The sequence below is a fragment of the Rhizobium lentis genome (genome assembly GCF_014200175.1).
GTDB classification, from domain to species: domain Bacteria; phylum Pseudomonadota; class Alphaproteobacteria; order Rhizobiales; family Rhizobiaceae; genus Rhizobium; species Rhizobium mulingense.
Genome location: NZ_JACHBD010000010.1, coordinates 103,614 through 119,946, shown reverse-complemented (window position 1 = coordinate 119,946; position 16,333 = coordinate 103,614). Strand labels below are relative to the sequence as shown.

The 16,333-nt window shown below is 61.2% G+C and carries 18 protein-coding genes and 1 pseudogene; 11 read left to right on the top strand and 8 right to left on the bottom strand.

The features are described 5' to 3' along the window. Window positions 1-65: 65 nt before the first annotated feature. From groES to GGI60_RS22490, 3 genes are all read left to right on the top strand, one after another. A complete protein-coding gene (gene groES, locus GGI60_RS22500; protein WP_004675403.1) occupies window positions 66-362 on the top strand; it encodes a co-chaperone GroES in 297 nt (98 codons plus the stop codon). Window positions 363-433: 71 nt separating this feature from the next. Next, entirely contained in the window at window positions 434-2,071 is a 1,638-nt protein-coding gene (gene groL / locus GGI60_RS22495; RefSeq protein WP_125843878.1) for a chaperonin GroEL, read from the top strand. Between the two features lie 692 nt (window positions 2,072-2,763). Continuing rightward, window positions 2,764-3,210: a hypothetical protein gene (locus GGI60_RS22490; protein ID WP_183918650.1), complete on the top strand. Its 447-nt coding sequence runs from the start codon at window positions 2,764-2,766 to the stop codon at window positions 3,208-3,210. A gap of 66 nt (window positions 3,211-3,276) precedes the next feature. Here the strand turns inward: GGI60_RS22490 and GGI60_RS22485 are convergent, their stop codons facing one another. Next, the gene (locus GGI60_RS22485; protein WP_183918649.1) at window positions 3,277-3,987 is read right to left on the bottom strand and encodes a glutathione binding-like protein; all 711 of its coding nucleotides are present in this window, start codon (window positions 3,985-3,987) and stop codon (window positions 3,277-3,279) included. Between the two features lie 202 nt (window positions 3,988-4,189). On the opposite strand from GGI60_RS22485, the gene GGI60_RS22480 reads away from it, so the two are divergent. Further along, complete coding sequence (locus tag GGI60_RS22480; protein WP_183918648.1) at window positions 4,190-4,603, top strand: DoxX family protein; 414 nt, start codon at window positions 4,190-4,192, stop codon at window positions 4,601-4,603. A 79-nt stretch (window positions 4,604-4,682) separates the two neighbouring features. Here GGI60_RS22480 and hisG read toward each other — a convergent pair whose 3' ends face one another. The 3 genes from hisG to hisS all read right to left on the bottom strand — a co-directional run bounded on the left by hisG (window position 4,683) and on the right by hisS (window position 8,194). After that, window positions 4,683-5,378 (bottom strand): ATP phosphoribosyltransferase, encoded by a 696-nt coding sequence (hisG, locus tag GGI60_RS22475; RefSeq protein WP_183918647.1) that lies wholly within the window; start codon window positions 5,376-5,378, stop codon window positions 4,683-4,685. After that, window positions 5,375-6,496 (bottom strand): ATP phosphoribosyltransferase regulatory subunit, encoded by a 1,122-nt coding sequence (locus tag GGI60_RS22470; RefSeq protein ID WP_183918646.1) that lies wholly within the window; start codon window positions 6,494-6,496, stop codon window positions 5,375-5,377. The genes hisG and GGI60_RS22470 overlap by 4 nt, the downstream gene beginning before the upstream one ends. A 174-nt stretch (window positions 6,497-6,670) precedes the next feature. Next, window positions 6,671-8,194, bottom strand: coding sequence for a histidine--tRNA ligase (gene hisS / locus GGI60_RS22465; protein WP_183918645.1), 1,524 nt, complete (start codon window positions 8,192-8,194; stop codon window positions 6,671-6,673). A 128-nt stretch (window positions 8,195-8,322) separates the two neighbouring features. On the opposite strand from hisS, the gene GGI60_RS22460 reads away from it, so the two are divergent. The 3 genes from GGI60_RS22460 to GGI60_RS22450 all read left to right on the top strand — a co-directional run bounded on the left by GGI60_RS22460 (window position 8,323) and on the right by GGI60_RS22450 (window position 9,951). Beyond that, entirely contained in the window at window positions 8,323-9,087 is a 765-nt protein-coding gene (locus tag GGI60_RS22460) for a hypothetical protein (RefSeq protein WP_312862817.1), read from the top strand. Window positions 9,088-9,144: 57 nt separating this feature from the next. Then, the gene (locus GGI60_RS22455; protein WP_183918643.1) at window positions 9,145-9,516 is read left to right on the top strand and encodes a hypothetical protein; all 372 of its coding nucleotides are present in this window, start codon (window positions 9,145-9,147) and stop codon (window positions 9,514-9,516) included. Window positions 9,517-9,591: 75 nt separating this feature from the next. Further along, window positions 9,592-9,951, top strand: a complete 360-nt coding sequence (locus tag GGI60_RS22450) for a DUF305 domain-containing protein (RefSeq protein WP_183918642.1) — start codon at window positions 9,592-9,594, stop codon at window positions 9,949-9,951. A 62-nt stretch (window positions 9,952-10,013) separates the two neighbouring features. On the opposite strand, the gene GGI60_RS22445 is transcribed toward GGI60_RS22450, so the two are convergent. After that, complete coding sequence (locus GGI60_RS22445; protein ID WP_183918641.1) at window positions 10,014-11,063, bottom strand: aldo/keto reductase; 1,050 nt, start codon at window positions 11,061-11,063, stop codon at window positions 10,014-10,016. 236 nt (window positions 11,064-11,299) lie between these two features. Between GGI60_RS22445 and GGI60_RS22440 the strand changes: the two genes are divergently transcribed. Beyond that, window positions 11,300-12,004 (top strand): HAD family hydrolase, encoded by a 705-nt coding sequence (locus GGI60_RS22440; protein ID WP_183918640.1) that lies wholly within the window; start codon window positions 11,300-11,302, stop codon window positions 12,002-12,004. 28 nt (window positions 12,005-12,032) lie between these two features. Here the strand turns inward: GGI60_RS22440 and GGI60_RS22435 are convergent, their stop codons facing one another. Together GGI60_RS22435 and GGI60_RS22430 are read right to left on the bottom strand one after the other, a co-directional pair. After that, complete coding sequence (locus tag GGI60_RS22435; protein WP_183918639.1) at window positions 12,033-12,539, bottom strand: hypothetical protein; 507 nt, start codon at window positions 12,537-12,539, stop codon at window positions 12,033-12,035. Then, window positions 12,536-13,165, bottom strand: a complete 630-nt coding sequence (locus GGI60_RS22430; protein WP_183918638.1) for a DNA-3-methyladenine glycosylase I — start codon at window positions 13,163-13,165, stop codon at window positions 12,536-12,538. The genes GGI60_RS22435 and GGI60_RS22430 overlap by 4 nt, the downstream gene beginning before the upstream one ends. Window positions 13,166-13,393: 228 nt before the next feature. Here GGI60_RS22430 and GGI60_RS22425 point away from each other — a divergent pair, with 228 nt between their 5' ends. From GGI60_RS22425 to GGI60_RS22415, 3 genes and pseudogenes are all read left to right on the top strand, one after another. Continuing rightward, a complete protein-coding gene (locus GGI60_RS22425; RefSeq protein ID WP_183918637.1) occupies window positions 13,394-14,140 on the top strand; it encodes a L,D-transpeptidase in 747 nt (248 codons plus the stop codon). A gap of 135 nt (window positions 14,141-14,275) precedes the next feature. Further along, a pseudogene (locus GGI60_RS22420) lies at window positions 14,276-14,961 on the top strand (L,D-transpeptidase). Window positions 14,962-15,083: 122 nt separating this feature from the next. Further along, the gene (locus GGI60_RS22415; RefSeq protein ID WP_183918636.1) at window positions 15,084-15,758 is read left to right on the top strand and encodes an outer membrane protein; all 675 of its coding nucleotides are present in this window, start codon (window positions 15,084-15,086) and stop codon (window positions 15,756-15,758) included. A gap of 122 nt (window positions 15,759-15,880) precedes the next feature. Here GGI60_RS22415 and GGI60_RS22410 read toward each other — a convergent pair whose 3' ends face one another. Continuing rightward, on the bottom strand, window positions 15,881-16,321 hold the full coding sequence (locus tag GGI60_RS22410; RefSeq protein WP_183918635.1) for a hypothetical protein: 441 nt from the start codon (window positions 16,319-16,321) through the stop codon (window positions 15,881-15,883). Window positions 16,322-16,333: the final 12 nt, after the last annotated feature.

The following is a 16,333-nucleotide window of genomic DNA, read 5'->3' as shown; positions in this document are numbered from 1 at the left end:
GTGCTAACACCTATCCATGTGGGCCGCTCCGGCCCGCGAATGTCATTCGATCGAGGGATTAGACAATGGCAAGCACCAATTTCCGTCCGCTTCACGACCGCGTCGTCGTTCGTCGCGTCGAGTCCGAAGAGAAGACCAAGGGCGGGATCATCATTCCCGACACCGCCAAGGAAAAGCCGCAGGAAGGCGAAATCGTCGCCGTCGGTTCCGGCGCTCGTGACGAGTCCGGTAAGGTCGTCGCACTCGACGTCAAGGCTGGCGACCGCGTGCTGTTCGGCAAGTGGTCCGGCACCGAAGTCAAGATCAACGGCGAAGACCTTCTGATCATGAAGGAAGCCGACATCATGGGCATCATCGGCTGATTGGCCGATCCGCTTTCCCGAAATGACTGACGGGCTTTTGCCCGAACAAATCGAATTCAGGAGTCACAAACATGGCAGCTAAAGAAATCAAGTTTGGCCGCACCGCGCGCGAAAAGATGCTGCGCGGCGTCGACATTCTCGCCGATGCAGTGAAGGTCACGCTCGGCCCGAAGGGTCGCAACGTCATCATCGACAAGTCCTTCGGCGCGCCGCGCATCACCAAGGACGGCGTTTCGGTCGCCAAGGAAATCGAACTCGAAGACAAGTTCGAAAACATGGGCGCCCAGATGGTCCGCGAAGTTGCTTCGAAGACCAACGACATCGCCGGTGACGGCACCACGACGGCAACTGTCCTTGCCCAGGCAATCGTTCGCGAAGGCGCCAAGGCGGTTGCCGCCGGCATGAACCCGATGGACCTGAAGCGCGGCATCGATCTCGCCGTTGCCGAAGTCGTCAAGGATCTCCAGGCCAAGGCCAAGAAGATCAACACCTCGGAAGAAGTCGCCCAGGTCGGCACGATCTCCGCAAACGGCGAACGTCAGGTCGGTCTCGACATTGCCGAAGCCATGCAGAAGGTCGGCAACGAAGGCGTCATCACGGTTGAAGAAGCCAAGACCGCGGAAACCGAACTCGAAGTCGTCGAAGGCATGCAGTTCGACCGCGGCTATCTCAGCCCCTACTTCGTGACCAACCCGGAAAAGATGATCGCCGACCTCGAAGACGTCTTCATTCTCCTCCACGAGAAGAAGCTCTCGAACCTGCAGTCGATGCTGCCGGTTCTCGAAGCCGTCGTCCAGACCGGCAAGCCGCTCCTCATCATCGCAGAAGACGTCGAAGGCGAAGCCCTCGCAACGCTCGTCGTCAACAAGCTGCGTGGCGGCCTGAAGATCGCTGCCGTCAAGGCGCCGGGCTTCGGCGATCGCCGCAAGGCCATGCTTGAAGACATCGCCATCCTGACCGGCGGCACCGTCATCTCCGAAGACCTCGGCATCAAGCTCGAGAGCGTCACGCTCGACATGCTCGGCCGTGCCAAGAAGGTTTCGATCTCCAAGGAAAACACCACGATCGTCGACGGTTCGGGCGCCAAGTCCGACATCGAAGGCCGTGTTGCCCAGATCAAGGCCCAGATCGAAGAAACCACCTCCGATTACGACCGCGAGAAGCTGCAGGAACGCCTTGCCAAGCTCGCCGGCGGCGTTGCCGTCATCCGCGTCGGCGGTTCGACGGAAGTCGAAGTCAAGGAAAAGAAGGACCGCATCGACGACGCCCTCAACGCGACGCGCGCTGCCGTTCAGGAAGGCATCGTACCGGGCGGCGGCGTTGCCCTGCTGCGTTCTTCCGTCAAGATCACCTCCAAGGGCGTCAACGACGACCAGGAAGCCGGCATCAACATCGTTCGCCGCGCTCTGCAGGCTCCGGCCCGCCAGATCGCTGAGAACGCTGGCGACGAAGCATCGATCGTCATCGGCAAGATCCTCGACAAGGATCAGGACAACTGGGGTTACAACGCCCAGACCGGCGAATATGGCGACATGATCGGCATGGGCATCATCGACCCGGTCAAGGTGGTTCGCACCGCCCTGCAGGATGCCGCTTCCGTCGCATCGCTGCTGATCACCACCGAAGCCATGATCGCCGAGCTGCCGAAGAAGGACGCTCCGGCTATGCCGGGCGGCATGGGCGGCATGGGCGGTATGGACATGATGTGATAGGCCTCAGGCCTTTCACAGCATCGTCCATGAAACCGCCCATCACTAAGATGGTTCAGCGCGTCAAGCGCGCTGAACTGGCGGTATGGACATGATGTGATCGGCCAAAGGCCTTTCGCACATCGTTCATGAAACTGGACAGGAAGGGCGGCCCTCGGGTCGCCCTTTTCGCTTGCCCGCTACGATTCGATCCGTTGCGCACTATTTTATGCCGTGCAGCGCGTCAGCCGATCTCGGAGCTTTCGTCAGGCTTGCGTCACCGCTTGTTTTCCTATCCGAGGAAATGGGCGGCAGATGGCGTCATCTGTCGTACACTGCGGATCAAAAACGTTTCAAACCGCCAAAAGAAGCGATTTTTCCGATTTTTTTGGCAAAACGGCCGGGACAGTACGGAAGCCTCAGAGAAGACAACGGCCCAACCGCCCCTGAAAAAGGCGTTGCCGTTTGTTTAAAAGCTCCTATAAATCCGCCGCAGCAATTGACGTGCGCCCCGGCGACATTTTAGTCGCAAACGAGGCCGGAGTGCGAAAAGCGACGCCATAGCGCTCGGCGAAGGCTCCATTTCGGGGGCCCGATTCTGTGGCGATGAACGGCGAACGCCCGCGCGGACATAATGCCCGCTGCTACATGATCCTGTTTCTTGTGTTTGCCGAGCGTGCGGCGGAGGAGCCGCATCCGAACTGGGGAACCCCTTGTTTAAGATCGCCAAAGCCAATGCAGCTGTGCCCTTGATGACCGGCTCGCTGAACGACAACCATCAAAATCACCAGATGCTGGCGCAGTTGTCGGTTTCCGAAAGCTGGACCGGAGATTTTTCGAGCGGCCTGATCCGTCTCGGCAAATGGAGCGCGATGCTGCACGGCCTCTCCGCCGAGGAATGCGGGCTGCTGAATCTGATCCGCTGCTACGATACCAAGGATCGCGCCCGCGTGCTGGAACTGTTCGAGCAGGCGGCGACGCACTGCTCCTCTTTCTGCTTTTCAACGACGATCATCATGCCGAACGGCTTGCGCCAGCCGCTGTTCTGCATGGGCGAGTCGAACGGGCTCGAGGAGAAATACAGCGGCTGCATGACCGGTGTCTTCATCTTTCCCCGCTTCAAGCTCGAAGGTGCTAGGCAGATCACAGGTCGGCGATAAACCGGCACCGCGAACAGAAAAGGCCGCTCGCAGGGGCGGCCTTTCGTGTTTCCAGCCGATCGCCTGCTACTCCGGCTTGACCGGGATGTTCAGGCCCCTTTCGCTTGCCGGCCGGGCGATGCAGCGCTCCAGCCAATCGGAAACGGCGGGGAAACTCGCATAGTCGAGGACCTCGCGGCCACCATAGAAGATATCGGCGCCGCGAACCCAGGTGAAGGTGGTGATGTCGGCGATCGTATACAGATCGCCCATGATCCACTGCCGACCCTTCAGCCGGCCTTCGAGCACACCGAGCAGCCGTTTGGATTCGTCGCGATAGCGCTCGACCGGATAGGAATTGTTGGCGACCTTGTCGGCGGCGGATTTGTAGAAATGGCCGAACTGACCGAACATCGGGCCGATGCCGGCCATCTGGAAAAACACCCACTGAATGCATTCATAGCGACCGGCGGCATTCTCAGGGATGAGCCTCCCGGTCTTTTCCGCGAGATAAAGCAGGATTGCGCCGGATTCGAACAGCCCGATCGGTTTGCCGTCCGGCCCGTTCGGATCAATGATCGCGGGAATACGGCCGTTCGGATTGAGGGATTCGAATTCGGGTGATTTCTGCTCGTTGGCGTCGAAGGAAATGTAATGCGGCTCATAGGCGAGGCCGAGTTCTTCGAGGGCGACCGACACCTTCACCCCGTTCGGCGTCTGCAGGGAATAGAGCTGGATGATGTCGGAATTTCTAGCCGGCCATCGCCTCGTGATCGGAAAAGCGGAAAGATCTGCCATCGGAGTCTCCATGTTAGGCGCCGACCATAGGAGACGAGGCTTTGGAAACGCAAGCGAGACATCGTTTCATATTATTGAACGAAGTGTCCCCTCCCGTCTATCTTTGCATAACGAAGGAAATCGGCGAGATAGGGATATCAGAGATCCACAGTGTGCCCGGGGGCACCAAGATCTTGAGAGCCATTCAACGGAGACTACATCCATGTCGAACGCCATTATCCTGATTGCCCGCATTCTTCTGTCGTTCATGTTCGTTCTTTCCGGCTTCATGAAGCTAACCGATCCTGCCGGTACTGCCGGCATGATCGCCGGTGCCGGCCTGCCGGCAGCAACCCTGTTGGCCTACGTCGCGGGCCTCTTCGAATTGCTGGCCGGCCTTGCAGTTCTCACCGGCTTCCAGGTCCGCATTGCCGGTTGGCTGCTCGCCGGCTTCTGCGTCTTCACGGGCATTGCCTTCCACCTGCCCTACGCAAGCGGCACGGAACTCGTGAACATTCTCAACCAGATCATGGTCATGAAGAACATCACGCTGGCCGGCGCGTACATCCTGCTCGCCACCGTCGGTGCCGGTGCCTATTCGATTGACGCCCGCCGCGGCGCCTATGCGGCTGCCTGATCCAGCAAATCCTCCCAGACATGCAGAACCCGCCGTCATTGAATCGACGGCGGGTTTTCTTGTGTCTTGACCATTGCAATCAAAGAGCGGCGCGCACCGCTTCGATAATCGCCTGCACGACGGGTTCGTCGGCATGGCTTTCCTTGCGGGCGCGCACAAGGCAGGCCTGTGAATGGAGGATGACGCCGTCCTGAAGCACCTTCAGATGGTTGGCGCGCAGCGTCGAGCCGGTGGAGGTGATATCGACGATGATATCGGCCGAGCCGGAGGCCGGCGCGCCCTCGGTGGCGCCGAGGCTCTCGACGATGCGATAAAGCTGGATGCCGTGCTGGCTCGAAAAGAACTGCTGGGTCAGGCGCCAGTACTTGGTGGCGATGGCCAAGCGCCGGCCGTGGCGGGCGCGGAAATCGGCGGCGACATCGCCGAGATCGGCCATAGTGTCGACATCGAGCCAGATCTCGGGCACCGCGACGACGACATCGGCATGGCCGAAGGCGAGACGGGCGCAGAATTCGACACGCTTGTCGACCTCGGCAAAACCTTCCCGCATCAGATCCTCGCCGGTGACGCCGAAATCGACGGTGCCGTTGCCGAGTTCACGGGAGATTTCCGACGCCGAGAGGAAGGCGACCTCAACATCGTCCCAGCCTTCGATGCGGCCACGATAGGAGCGGTCGTTGCCGACCGCCGTAATCGTCATGCCGGCCCGTTCGAAGATCGCCGAAGCGTCGTCCTTCATCCGGCCCTTGGAAGGAAGCGCGATGGTGATGGTCATGCGGCTGCCCTTTCGGTTTCGATGCGGTCGAGCCAGAAGGAGAAGCCGACCGCCGGTATGCGGTCGGTTGCGCCAAGAAAGGTCAGCAGTTTATCGAAGCGGCCGCCGCCTGCCAGAACCGCGCTCGAGCCTTCCGCCGTCACCTCGAAGACGAGGCCGGTGTAATAATCGAGAGGGCGCCCGAAAGCAGCGCGATAATCAAGGCAGGACAGATCGACGCCGGCATCGGCAAGGGCGGCAACGCGGCCGTTAAAGCGTGAGAGCGCGTTGCCGAGCTTCAGCCCGGCAGCGTCGGCAAAGCCGGCAAGCGCTGCGGACGCATTGACGAGCGGCACGTGCAGCGACAGGAACTCTTCCAGCACATGGAAGGCCGCATCGTCGAGACGCGTCTCGGACAGGATGAGCTTTTCCTTGAGCCGCCGGGCGATCTCCAGCGGCGAGCGGCTGGCATTGGTCGAATAGCCGGTCGCCTGCATCTCGTGCTCGATATGGGCGACCAGCGCCGGCTCGTCGCCGGCAGCGATAAGCCTGGCGATGTCGTCGTCGAGTCCGGTGACGAATTGCGGGCTGACGAGACCGGCCAGCAGCGCTTCGAGCTGCGTCATATTGCCGAAGGCGTGGATCAACCGCTTCTGCCAGCCGAGCGGCAGGCCGAGCGCCTGAACGACCGCCTCGAACACCGCTTGGTCGCCGAGCGTCACGGCTAAGCGCCGGCCCGGCAGCAGGCGGGCAAGAATGCCGGTGGCGTCGCCGATGGCGCGCGCATCGGCGCCCGGTATGTTGATATCGCCGAGATCCTCGATGCCGGCCTGATAGAATTCATTGGCGCCATCGCGGCGCTGGCGGAAGACCTCGCCGAGATAGGCGTAACGCTTCGGCGTGCCGGTCGCCGTCTCGATGTGGCGCAGACAGACGGGAATGGTGAATTCCGGACGCAGGCAAAGGCTGGCGCCGGTCTCGCTCTCGGTCATGAAGATACGCCGGCGCAGATCCTCGCCGGCAATATCGAGGAAGGGCTCGGCCGGCTGAATGACGGGCGTATCGATGCGCTCGGCATTGCGGGCAACAAATTCGGCGATCAGGTCGCTGGAGAATTCGGGGAGGTTGATCAGGGGCATCGTGTTGCTCCCGGGAGAAGTCCCCGCCCCAACCCCTCCCCACAAGGGGGAGGGGCTAACTCGGAGCACTCACCCTGTGAAATGAGAAACGCTGGCGTGCCAGCAAACGGTGCTTTGGGTAGAACAAAGCGGCGGAAAGCCCCTCCCTCTTGTGGGGAGGGGTTGGGGAGGGGTCTACTGCGCATTGCCCGCCCTCTTCCGATCCTCCGCCTGCGCGGCAAGGATTTCCTTCACCTTGGCGACGAGATCGGCTTCCGGCACCGTCTCCTGCGCCACGCGGGCTTCGCGCCAGCTGGCATTGTCCTCGATCTCGCCGGACAGCCGTTTGCCCTCGATCAGATCCTTGATCTGCACGACGCCGGTTGCGCGTTCGTCGCCGCCCTGGATGATGGCGACGGGGCACCCGCGGCGATCGGCATATTTCAGCTGGTTGCCGAATTTCTTCCAGTTGCCCTGGAACATCTCGGCACGGATGCCAGCGGCACGCAGTTCCTGCGTCATCTTCTGATAGCGGCCCATGGCCTCGACATCGCCGTCCATGACGGTCACCAGCACCGGCTCGATCACTTCGCTGGCGCCGAGCTTGCCGAGGTTCTTCAGGGCCGTCATCAACCTGGAAACGCCAATCGAAAAGCCCGTCGCCGGCACCGGCTGGCCCATGAAGCGCGAGACCAGGCCATCATAACGGCCGCCGCCGCCGACCGAACCGAAGACGACCTTCTCGCCCTTTTCGTTGGTGACGTCGAAAAGAAGCTCCGCCTCATAGACCGGACCGGTATAATATTCGAGGCCGCGCACGACCGACGGATCGATCTTGATGCGGTCGGAGCCGTAGCCAGCGCTCGTGACGAGCGCACCGATGAAATTCAGTTCCTCGACGCCTTCGGCGCCTTTCGACGTCCCCGCGACGAGTTCGGCGAGGCGGCTGGCGCTTTCGGCGTAATCCTTGATGCCGACGAAGAACAGCACCTTGTCGATTTGCCCCTGGTCGAGGCCGGCGCCCTTGGTGAAGTCGCCGGATTCATCCTTGCGGCCGGGGCCGAGCAGCAGGGCCACGCCCTCAGGGCCGAACTTGTCGAGCTTGTCGATGGCGCGCAGCACGTTAAGCCGCTGGCCGGCCTTGTCGTCGCCGCCGAGGCCGATCGCTTCGAGCACGCCGTCGAGGACCTTGCGGTTGTTGACGCGGATAACGAAGTCGCCGCGCTTGATACCGAGCGCTTCGAGCGTATCGGCCATCATCATGCACATTTCGGCATCGGCCTGAACGCCGGGCGCCCCGACCGTATCGGCATCGAACTGCATGAACTGACGGAAACGGCCGGGGCCCGGCTTCTCGTTGCGGAAGACGTAACCGGCGCGATAGGTGCGGTAGGGAAGCTGAATCTCGTTGAAATTCTCGGCGACATGGCGGGCAAGCGGCGCCGTCAGGTCGTAACGCAGCGACATCCACTGCTCGTCGTCATCCTGCAGCGAGAAGACGCCCTCGTTCGGCCGGTCGCTGTCGGGCAGGAACTTGCCGAGCGCATCGGTATATTCGAACAGCGGCGTTTCCACTGGGTCGAAACCGTAATGCTCATAGACTTCCCGGATCTTTGCCGTCATCTCGTTGACGGCGCGGATATCGACGGCCGAACGGTCGACGAAGCCGCGCGGCAGGCGGGCCTTGAGCTTTTGCGGTTTCTTCTGCTTGTCGTTCATTTCCGGGAATTCCGCTGACTGTGACAGTGGCGGTGTCCTAGCGGATTGGGCGGGGAGCGGCAAGGGCGAAGGGCCTTGATGGCACTGGCAGAATCGATTGAACGATGAAGCCTTGTTCAGATTACGGATTGCTCATGATCACCGAGGCGCTCCTCTATGCCGCGACGTTGCCGCTGACCGGCAAGACCTGTAGAAAATTCATCCGCCATTCCGTCGATCTCTGGTCACGGGCCGGACGTTGCGCCGGGGATTGGGCCGACCACGAGGAGAAGAGCCGCAACGCAATCCGTGCAGCGGTGGCCGGCCTCAGGCAGAAGCGGACCGCCGTCGTGCTCGGCTCCGGCCTGTTGCGGGATGTGCCGATCGAGGAACTGGCGCGCGATTTCGACACGGTCGTGCTCATCGATCTCGTTCATCTCGCCTCGGTGCGGCTGTGGCTTGCGGCAAAGGGCTATCGCAACGTCCGGCCGATCGAGCGTGATCTCTCCGGCTATGACGATCTCGCCGCCGGTCAGGAGCCCGAACCGCTCGGCTTCCTGCGTGACGTGCCCTATCTCGATTTCGTGGTTTCCGCCAATCTCTTGTCCCAGATCGGCCGCGGCGTGAAGCGGCGCCATGAGGCCGAGGCGACCGGTCGAATGCCTGAAGACACGGTCGAGAGGCTGATCGCGGCGCATCTCGTTGGGCTTTGGGGACTTTCCTGTCAGTATTGCCTTGTGACCGACGTCGCCTATGCCGTCATTGACCGCAACGGCAAAACACATGAGGAGGCAGACCTGCTGCACGGCGTCGCCCTGCCGCCGGCGAAAGCGGTCTGGACATGGCCGGTCGCTCCGCTCGGCGAGGAGAGCAAGGATTACCGGATCGAACACAAGGTCATTGCCAGCTGGTGATCAGGTTGTGACCGGCAGTCCTTGGCTTGCAGCCGGCATTCACCTATATGAGACGCCATGCGCATGCTCGCCCTCGTCACGATGTTCCTCGGCTGGCTGGTCTACAGCGCCATGTCCGCATGGGCGGGCTGTCCGACATGCGCGTCGATGAATGCGCCGACTGCCATCGACAGCGGCAGCATGCACCATGAAATGGCTAGCGTGCACATGCCGAACGAAGCGGTCAAGGCCACCGCTCCCTCGAAAGATCCCTGCGCGAGCGGAAACTCCGCGCATATGCCGCTTTGCGCCGCCTGTCTTCTGCTCCCGCCGGCAGTGATGGCCGTGGCCGGCGGAAAAGCCGATTTCGGCTATCCCGCGCCGCCGCTTGCCCGCGCCCTCGATGATAACAGGCCTGCTCCACAGGCACCCCCTCCCCGACCGGTCTGACATCCCGTTTTCCATGCAGAATGGGCGGCTTCGGCTGCCCGGAAACTTTATTGTCAGACAGAGGAAGGAACTCGCATGTCTTTGAAACTCATCACGCTCACCGCAATGCTTGCCGCCTTTGCCGCCCCCGCTTTTGCCGAAGACAAGCCCATGGATATGAGCAAACCAATGGGCAGCCACGACGCGGCCAGCCACGCCTTCAGCGAGGCGAACGACAAGATGCACAAGGATATGATGATCGAGTATAGCGGCGATGCCGACGTCGATTTCGTCCGCGGCATGATCCCGCACCATCAGGGTGCGATCGACATGGCCAAGATCGAGCTCCAATACGGCAAGGATCCCGAAATCCGCAAGCTTGCCGAAGCGGTCATCAAGGCACAGGAAGCCGAGATCGCGAAGATGAACGCCTGGCTCAAGGCCCACGGCAAGTAATCAGTCATTGCCAAAGGGGAACGCCTGACAGGCAGGCGTTCCCCAGACTTTAGAGTGGCGAATCAGTCCTTCGGCTCGAAATCGGCCGGGCGGCGGCCGGCGGCCTGGCGTGCAAGCATCCAGCCCGGATATTCGGGGGCCAGCGCGCTCACCTCGTCGAGCCTGTTCATATCGTCGGCATCGAGCTTCAGCCTGACGGCGGCAAGGTTCTGGTCGAGCTGATCGACCCGCTTGGCGCCGATGATGACAGTAGTGACGAAAGGCTTGGCGAGAATATAGGCGAGCGCGACGGTGGCGACGCTGACGCCATGCTTTTCGGCGATCTCGCGCATAGCGGCGACGCAGGCCCAGGCCCTGTCCCTGTCGACCGGCGGGAAATCGAAACTGGCGCGGCGACCCTCGCCATTGCCGGCGGCACCCGGACCATATTTGCCGGAGAGCAGGCCGCCGGCGAGCGGCGACCAGACCATCAGGCCGAGCTTTTCCTCTTGCATCATTGGCACGATGTCGCGCTCGAGATCGCGGCCGGCGATGGAGTAATAGGCTTGCACCGTTTCGAAGCGGGCGAAGCCACGCCGTTCGGAGAGACCGAGCGCCTTGGAAATACGCCAGGCCTGCCAGTTGGAGACGCCGATATAGCGGACAAGGCCGCGGGAAACGAGATCGTCGAGGGCACGCAGCGTCTCCTCGATCGGCGTCACTGTATCGGTCGCATGGATCTGGTAGAGATCGATGTGGTCCGTCTGCAGCCGCTTGAGGCTTGCCTCGACGGAATCCATGATGTGGCCGCGCGAGGCGCCGCGGTCGTTCGGCTTGTCGCCCATGACGCCGTAGACCTTGGTGGCGATGACGACGTCCTTGCGGGGCACGTCGAGGTTCTTCAGCGCCTGGCCGAGCAGCCTTTCGGATTCGCCGGATGAATAGACGTCGGCCGTGTCGATGAAATTGACGCCTGATGCAAGCGAGCGCTCGACGATACGGTCGGCGGCATTCTGGTCGACATCGGCGATGGCGCCCCACATGCTGCCTTCCTTGGCTTCGCCGAAGGTCATCGTGCCCAGGCAAATTTCCGAGACGAAAAGTCCCGTATTTCCGAGTTGATTGTAACGCATGGTCGAAAAAATCCTTTGTGTCTGCCGCAAGAGGGCTTGCGAACTTCAGAACTTCATTTTTTGATTATTGGCCTGCGCGCGACAGGCACAGCCGTGGCTGGCTGCAGGGTGAGGCCAATTCGATGTAGTGCGACGGTGGCGCTTTTCAACGCCACCTCTTGCCGCACCCGAGTTGACGCCCTTGTCTCGACACAGGCGGCCGATAGATTGCCGGCCATAGTTCAAGAGGTGCGCATGTGACGACGCGAGCGCTGACGACGATCGGCTTCGATGCCGACGATACGCTTTGGCAGAACGAACAATATTACCGACTGACGGAAGCGCATTTTACCAAGCTTCTTGCCGATTTTGCCGAAGGACCGAAGATTTCCGAACGGTTGCTGGAAGCGGAAAAACGCAACCTTCGCCACTACGGCTTCGGCATCAAGGGCTTCACGCTGTCGATGATCGAGACGGCGATCGAGATTACCGAAGGCAAGGTGCCGGCCAGCGTCATCGCCAAGATCCTCGATACCGGCCGCGACCTGCTTTCCCATCCGGTCGAGACCATGCCGCATGCGCGCGACACGCTGGAAGCGCTTGCCGGCAAATATCTGCTCGTCATGATCACCAAGGGGGATCTTTTCGACCAGGAGCGCAAGCTTGCCCAATCCGGCCTCGGCGACTTCTTCGACGCGGTCGAGATCGTTTCCGACAAGACCGCCGTCACCTATCGCCGCATCTTCGCCAAGGTCGGTGACGGACCGGAGCGGGCGATGATGGTCGGTAATTCACTGAAATCGGATATCGTGCCGGCGATCGCCGCCGGCAGCTACGGCGTCTTCGTGCCGCACGAACTCACCTGGGTATTGGAACATGTGGATGAACCGACGGAAGCGCCGCGTTTCCGCAAGATCGGCCATCTCGGCGAATTGCGCGAGCTGATCGACCGGCTGGCATAAGCGGCCGCCCGATCGATGCCGGCCTACCCTATTGCGGCTTGGGCGGCGCCTTCGGAAACAGCGACGGCTGCTCCGGCTCGGCCGGCGGATTCGGCTGCGGCGGAGCGGCAGCCAAAGGCTCGATCAGGATGCTGAAAGGCGCGCCCAGGCCGCGGCGCGGCGAGACCTTGGAATAATAGGGACGCAGCAGCCAGGTGGTGTTTTCCTTCGCCGTCGTCTGAAAATTCATGCCGTCCTCGTCAGTGCCGAAGAAAGCTTCGTCATCGGGCTTCGACAGATCGAAAATCGCCAGGAAGGTGAACTTGCTCTTGGTGGCAAAGCTGATCTTGACGTGCTGGCCGGCGCGCACCGGCAGCGTGTAGACATGGCTGTTGCCGAATTTCGTCCAGCCCTTCAGTTGCATGGTGACGGCGGGGAATTGCAGCTTCTCCAGTTTCTCGCCGGGATCGAGCTGCGGCGTCTGCGCCAGGGCCGAGATCGGCAGGAAGAACAGGACAAGGGCAGCAATCGATGTTTTCACGGACAGATCTTTCATGGTCGAACCAGGACGGCGCGCATCGCCTCCACATCGGGCCGGCAAAAGCAGCCCTCCAGATGATCGTTGACGAGGCCCATCGCCTGCATGAAAGCATAAACTGTGGTCGGCCCGACAAAGGTCCAGCCGCGCTTCTTCAGATCCTTCGATATGACCACCGAGGTCGGCGTCGTCGGATTGGCGACGATATGGTCGCGATCGACCACCGCCGGCCGCTCGTTATGGCCGGGTTCGTAACCCCAGAAATAATGAGCGAGCGAGCCGAATTCGTCCCGCAGCGCAATGGCGCGCCTGGCATTGTTGATGGTTGACACGATCTTGCCGCGATGGCGGATGATGCCGGCATCGGCAAGGCAGCGATCGACATCCGCTTCGCCGAAGAGAGCGACCTTGTCGAAATCGAAGCCGGCAAAGGCGGCGCGGAAATTCTCCCTCTTGCGCAGGATGGTCAGCCAGGACAGACCGGACTGGAAGCCTTCGAGACAGATCTTTTCGAAGAGGCGGATGTCGTTGGTAACAGGGCGGCCCCATTCCTCGTCATGATATTTGAGATAATCGGGCAGATTGGCGTGCCAGTGGCAGCGGCTCCTGCCGTCCTCGCCGATGATGATGCCAGTCGCGCTCATGATCCTTCATTCTGCCGGGGTCCGTTTCGTTTTCCGGTCATGATTCCGGCTTTACCATTTGCAAACCGTCTTTCCAAACCGAACGGTAACCCTGACGAAAAGTTTATCCGATCGCTCGGCTTTTCAGAAATCGATCTTTACCATTCGCTGGCGGATCAGGTGGCAGCGTCTTGGCGGGCGGACCAGTCCCGCCAAACCATTTTCGGCCATTTGTAGAGAGTTCGTCCGATGATGAAACAGCTTGTTCTTGCCGCAGCCCTCTTCGGCGCCTTCTCCATGGCCGCCCTTGCCGACGACCGTTATGCCACCCGCCCGCCTGTCGTGCTCAGCCCCGATCTGACGGCGCCATGGATCAACCAGCTCGGCGGCAAGGTTCGCCCTGTGGTCTACCAGCGGCCGGTCGTCCAGCCGCAGCAGCGCGGCCTTTTCCAGCGCCGCGTCATCCGCCAGGCGCCGCGGCCGGCACCGCAGACCGTCTCAATGATCAATCCTGATATTCCGGCGATCCGCCATCCGATTGAGCCGCAGTTCCTGCCGCAGATGGTCGACTACGACACCCAGGAAAAGCCCGGCACGATCGTCATCGATACCAACAACCGCTTTCTCTACCTGGTGTTGGAAGGCGGCAAGGCGCGGCGCTATGGCGTCGGCGTCGGCAAGCCCGGCTTCGAATGGGCCGGCGCCCACAAGATCACCCGCAAGCAGGAATGGCCGGACTGGACGCCGCCCTCCGAGATGATCAGCCGGGAGGCCGCCAAGGGCCATTATCTGCCGGCGCGCATGGATGGCGGCCCGGAAAATCCGCTCGGCGCCCGCGCCATGTATCTCGGCTCGACGCTCTACCGCATCCACGGCACCAACGCGCCCTGGTCGATCGGCAGCGCCGTTTCCTCCGGCTGCATCCGGCTGCGCAACGAAGACGTCGTCGACCTCTATGACCGCGTCAGCGTCGGAACCCGCGTGATCGTTATGTAACGGCACATACAAGATCTTGGAAGCCGCAAGAACAGGCGGCTTCCTTTGCCGAAATTGCTTTATCCGGCCAAGTCGATCTTGAATCGGGCAGAAGTTCATGTAGCTTCGGGCAAATTTGCTTGAGGGGAATCGATCATGATCAAATTGATGCCAGGTCTGGCCGCGGCCGGACTTGTTCTGTCCTTGATGTCCACGTCCGTCTTTGCAGCGCCGGCCGGCTCCGACAACACGCAGCGCCCGGCTCAGATCGTGCGCGTGGCGCAGATGCCGAAATATGTGAAGCCGCAGTTCAAGCGCAAGAAAGTCCGTCTGGTGACGACGGAAGCGGCCGGCACCGTCATCATCGATACCAACAACAAATATCTCTATCTCGTCGAAGGCAACAACCGCGCCACCCGCTACGGCATCGGCGTCGGCCGCGACGGCTTCGGCTGGTCCGGCATCGTCAAGATCGGCCGCAAGGCCGAATGGCCGGCATGGACGCCGCCGGCCGAATGCGCCGCCGTGAAGCCGCCAAAGGTCACATCATTCCCGCTTTCCAGGAAGGCGGCGAGGACAATCCGCTCGGCGCCCGCGCCATGTATCTCTATCAGGGCGGCCGCGACACCATTTTCCGCATCCACGGCACCAACCAGCCCTGGACGATCGGCCTCAACATGTCTTCCGGCTGCATCCGCATGATGAACGAAGACGTGATGCATCTTTACGATCGCGCGCCCGTCGGCACCAAGGTGATCGTCATCGGCCCCGGCAACAAGCAGGGTAAGGTCGCGTTCGAGGACAGGGGCATTGACGTGCTGCGCACCATGTTCGGCGGCTGAGCAACACTTCTCAAAAAACGAAGGCGCTTTTTAGAGGCGCCTTTTATTTCTCTTGGACTTTGCGGCGGAAAGCTGGCAGACGTGCCTAGGAGTCGACATATTTGCAATATCGGGGCTATTCAATGACATATGCGCTGCGTTCTTCCGCCTCCCTGCTTGCGGGCATCGCGTTTTTCACATTCTGTTCGGCAGCTTCCGCCTCGGCGGAAGATCTGGAATTCTCCATTTACGGCGGTTATCAGACCGCGCCGCACAGCGGCGTTGATCTTTCCGACGGCACGCATTTCACCGCCGGCTGGGAGGGCAAATCCTTCGGCGCGCCGCCCTATTACGGCGGCCGCGTCACCTGGTGGCTTGAGAATTTCAACAAGCCGAACTGGGGTATCTCGCTCGATTATACCCATGACAAGGTCTATGCCGACGACGACACGCTCGCCAAGGCCGGCTGGTCGCATTTCGAATTCACCGACGGCCTGAACCTGCTGACGGTAAACGGGCTTTATCGCTTCCAGGATCCGAGCCGTCGCTGGACGCCCTATGTCGGCGCCGGTATCGGCGTGAACATTCCGCATGTCGAAGTGATTCGCCCCGAGGGTAAAACTTGGGCCTATGAATTCGGCGGCGTGACGCTACAGGCGCAGGCCGGCGTCGATTTCAAGGTGACCGACCGCTGGTCGACCTTCGTCGAATACAAGGGCACCTATTCGCGCGTCGACGTTCCGATCGACAGCGGCGTGGACCTGAAGACCAACATCTTCACCAATGCCGTCAATGTCGGCGTCTCGTTCCACTGGTAATGAACTGAATTTCGGCTGCGGCGTTAGAGCGGTCCTGCTTTTCATGAAAGCAGGACCGCTCTAACTTTTTGTTTGGGCGCAATTTTGGACGGAAAACCGCTCACACTTTTCCTGAAATTGCTCTATTTCGTGCCACAGCTGACCTTGCCCTCGGCGGCATAAGGTTTGCTGCCGCCCTCGATCGTCAGGGAATAGGTGCCGCTGAAATTCGCTGCCGGCTTGCCGCGCTGGCCGGCGACCACCACCAGATCGAGCGTTGCCCCTTCGGTATCGTCACCGCCACCGTCGAAGACTTCCAGGAGCAGCTCGCCATCGCGCGCCCAGTGGTTGCTCAGATGCTGCGATTCGAACACGCGTTTTGCGAAGACCGGCGCTTGCGCGGGATCCTTGACAATAAGCGCGCCGCGGAAATGGTTGAGCCTGTGGCCGGCATCGCTTGCGAAACCGCTTTCGAGCGTAAAACGCGCTTGCGCATCATCGGCGGAACAGAATAAGCGGCTGTCGGCATGGGCCGCGCCCGCCGCCGCGAGCAGTCCCGCAAGTATAATCATTCCCCGCCACATCGCCCGACCTCC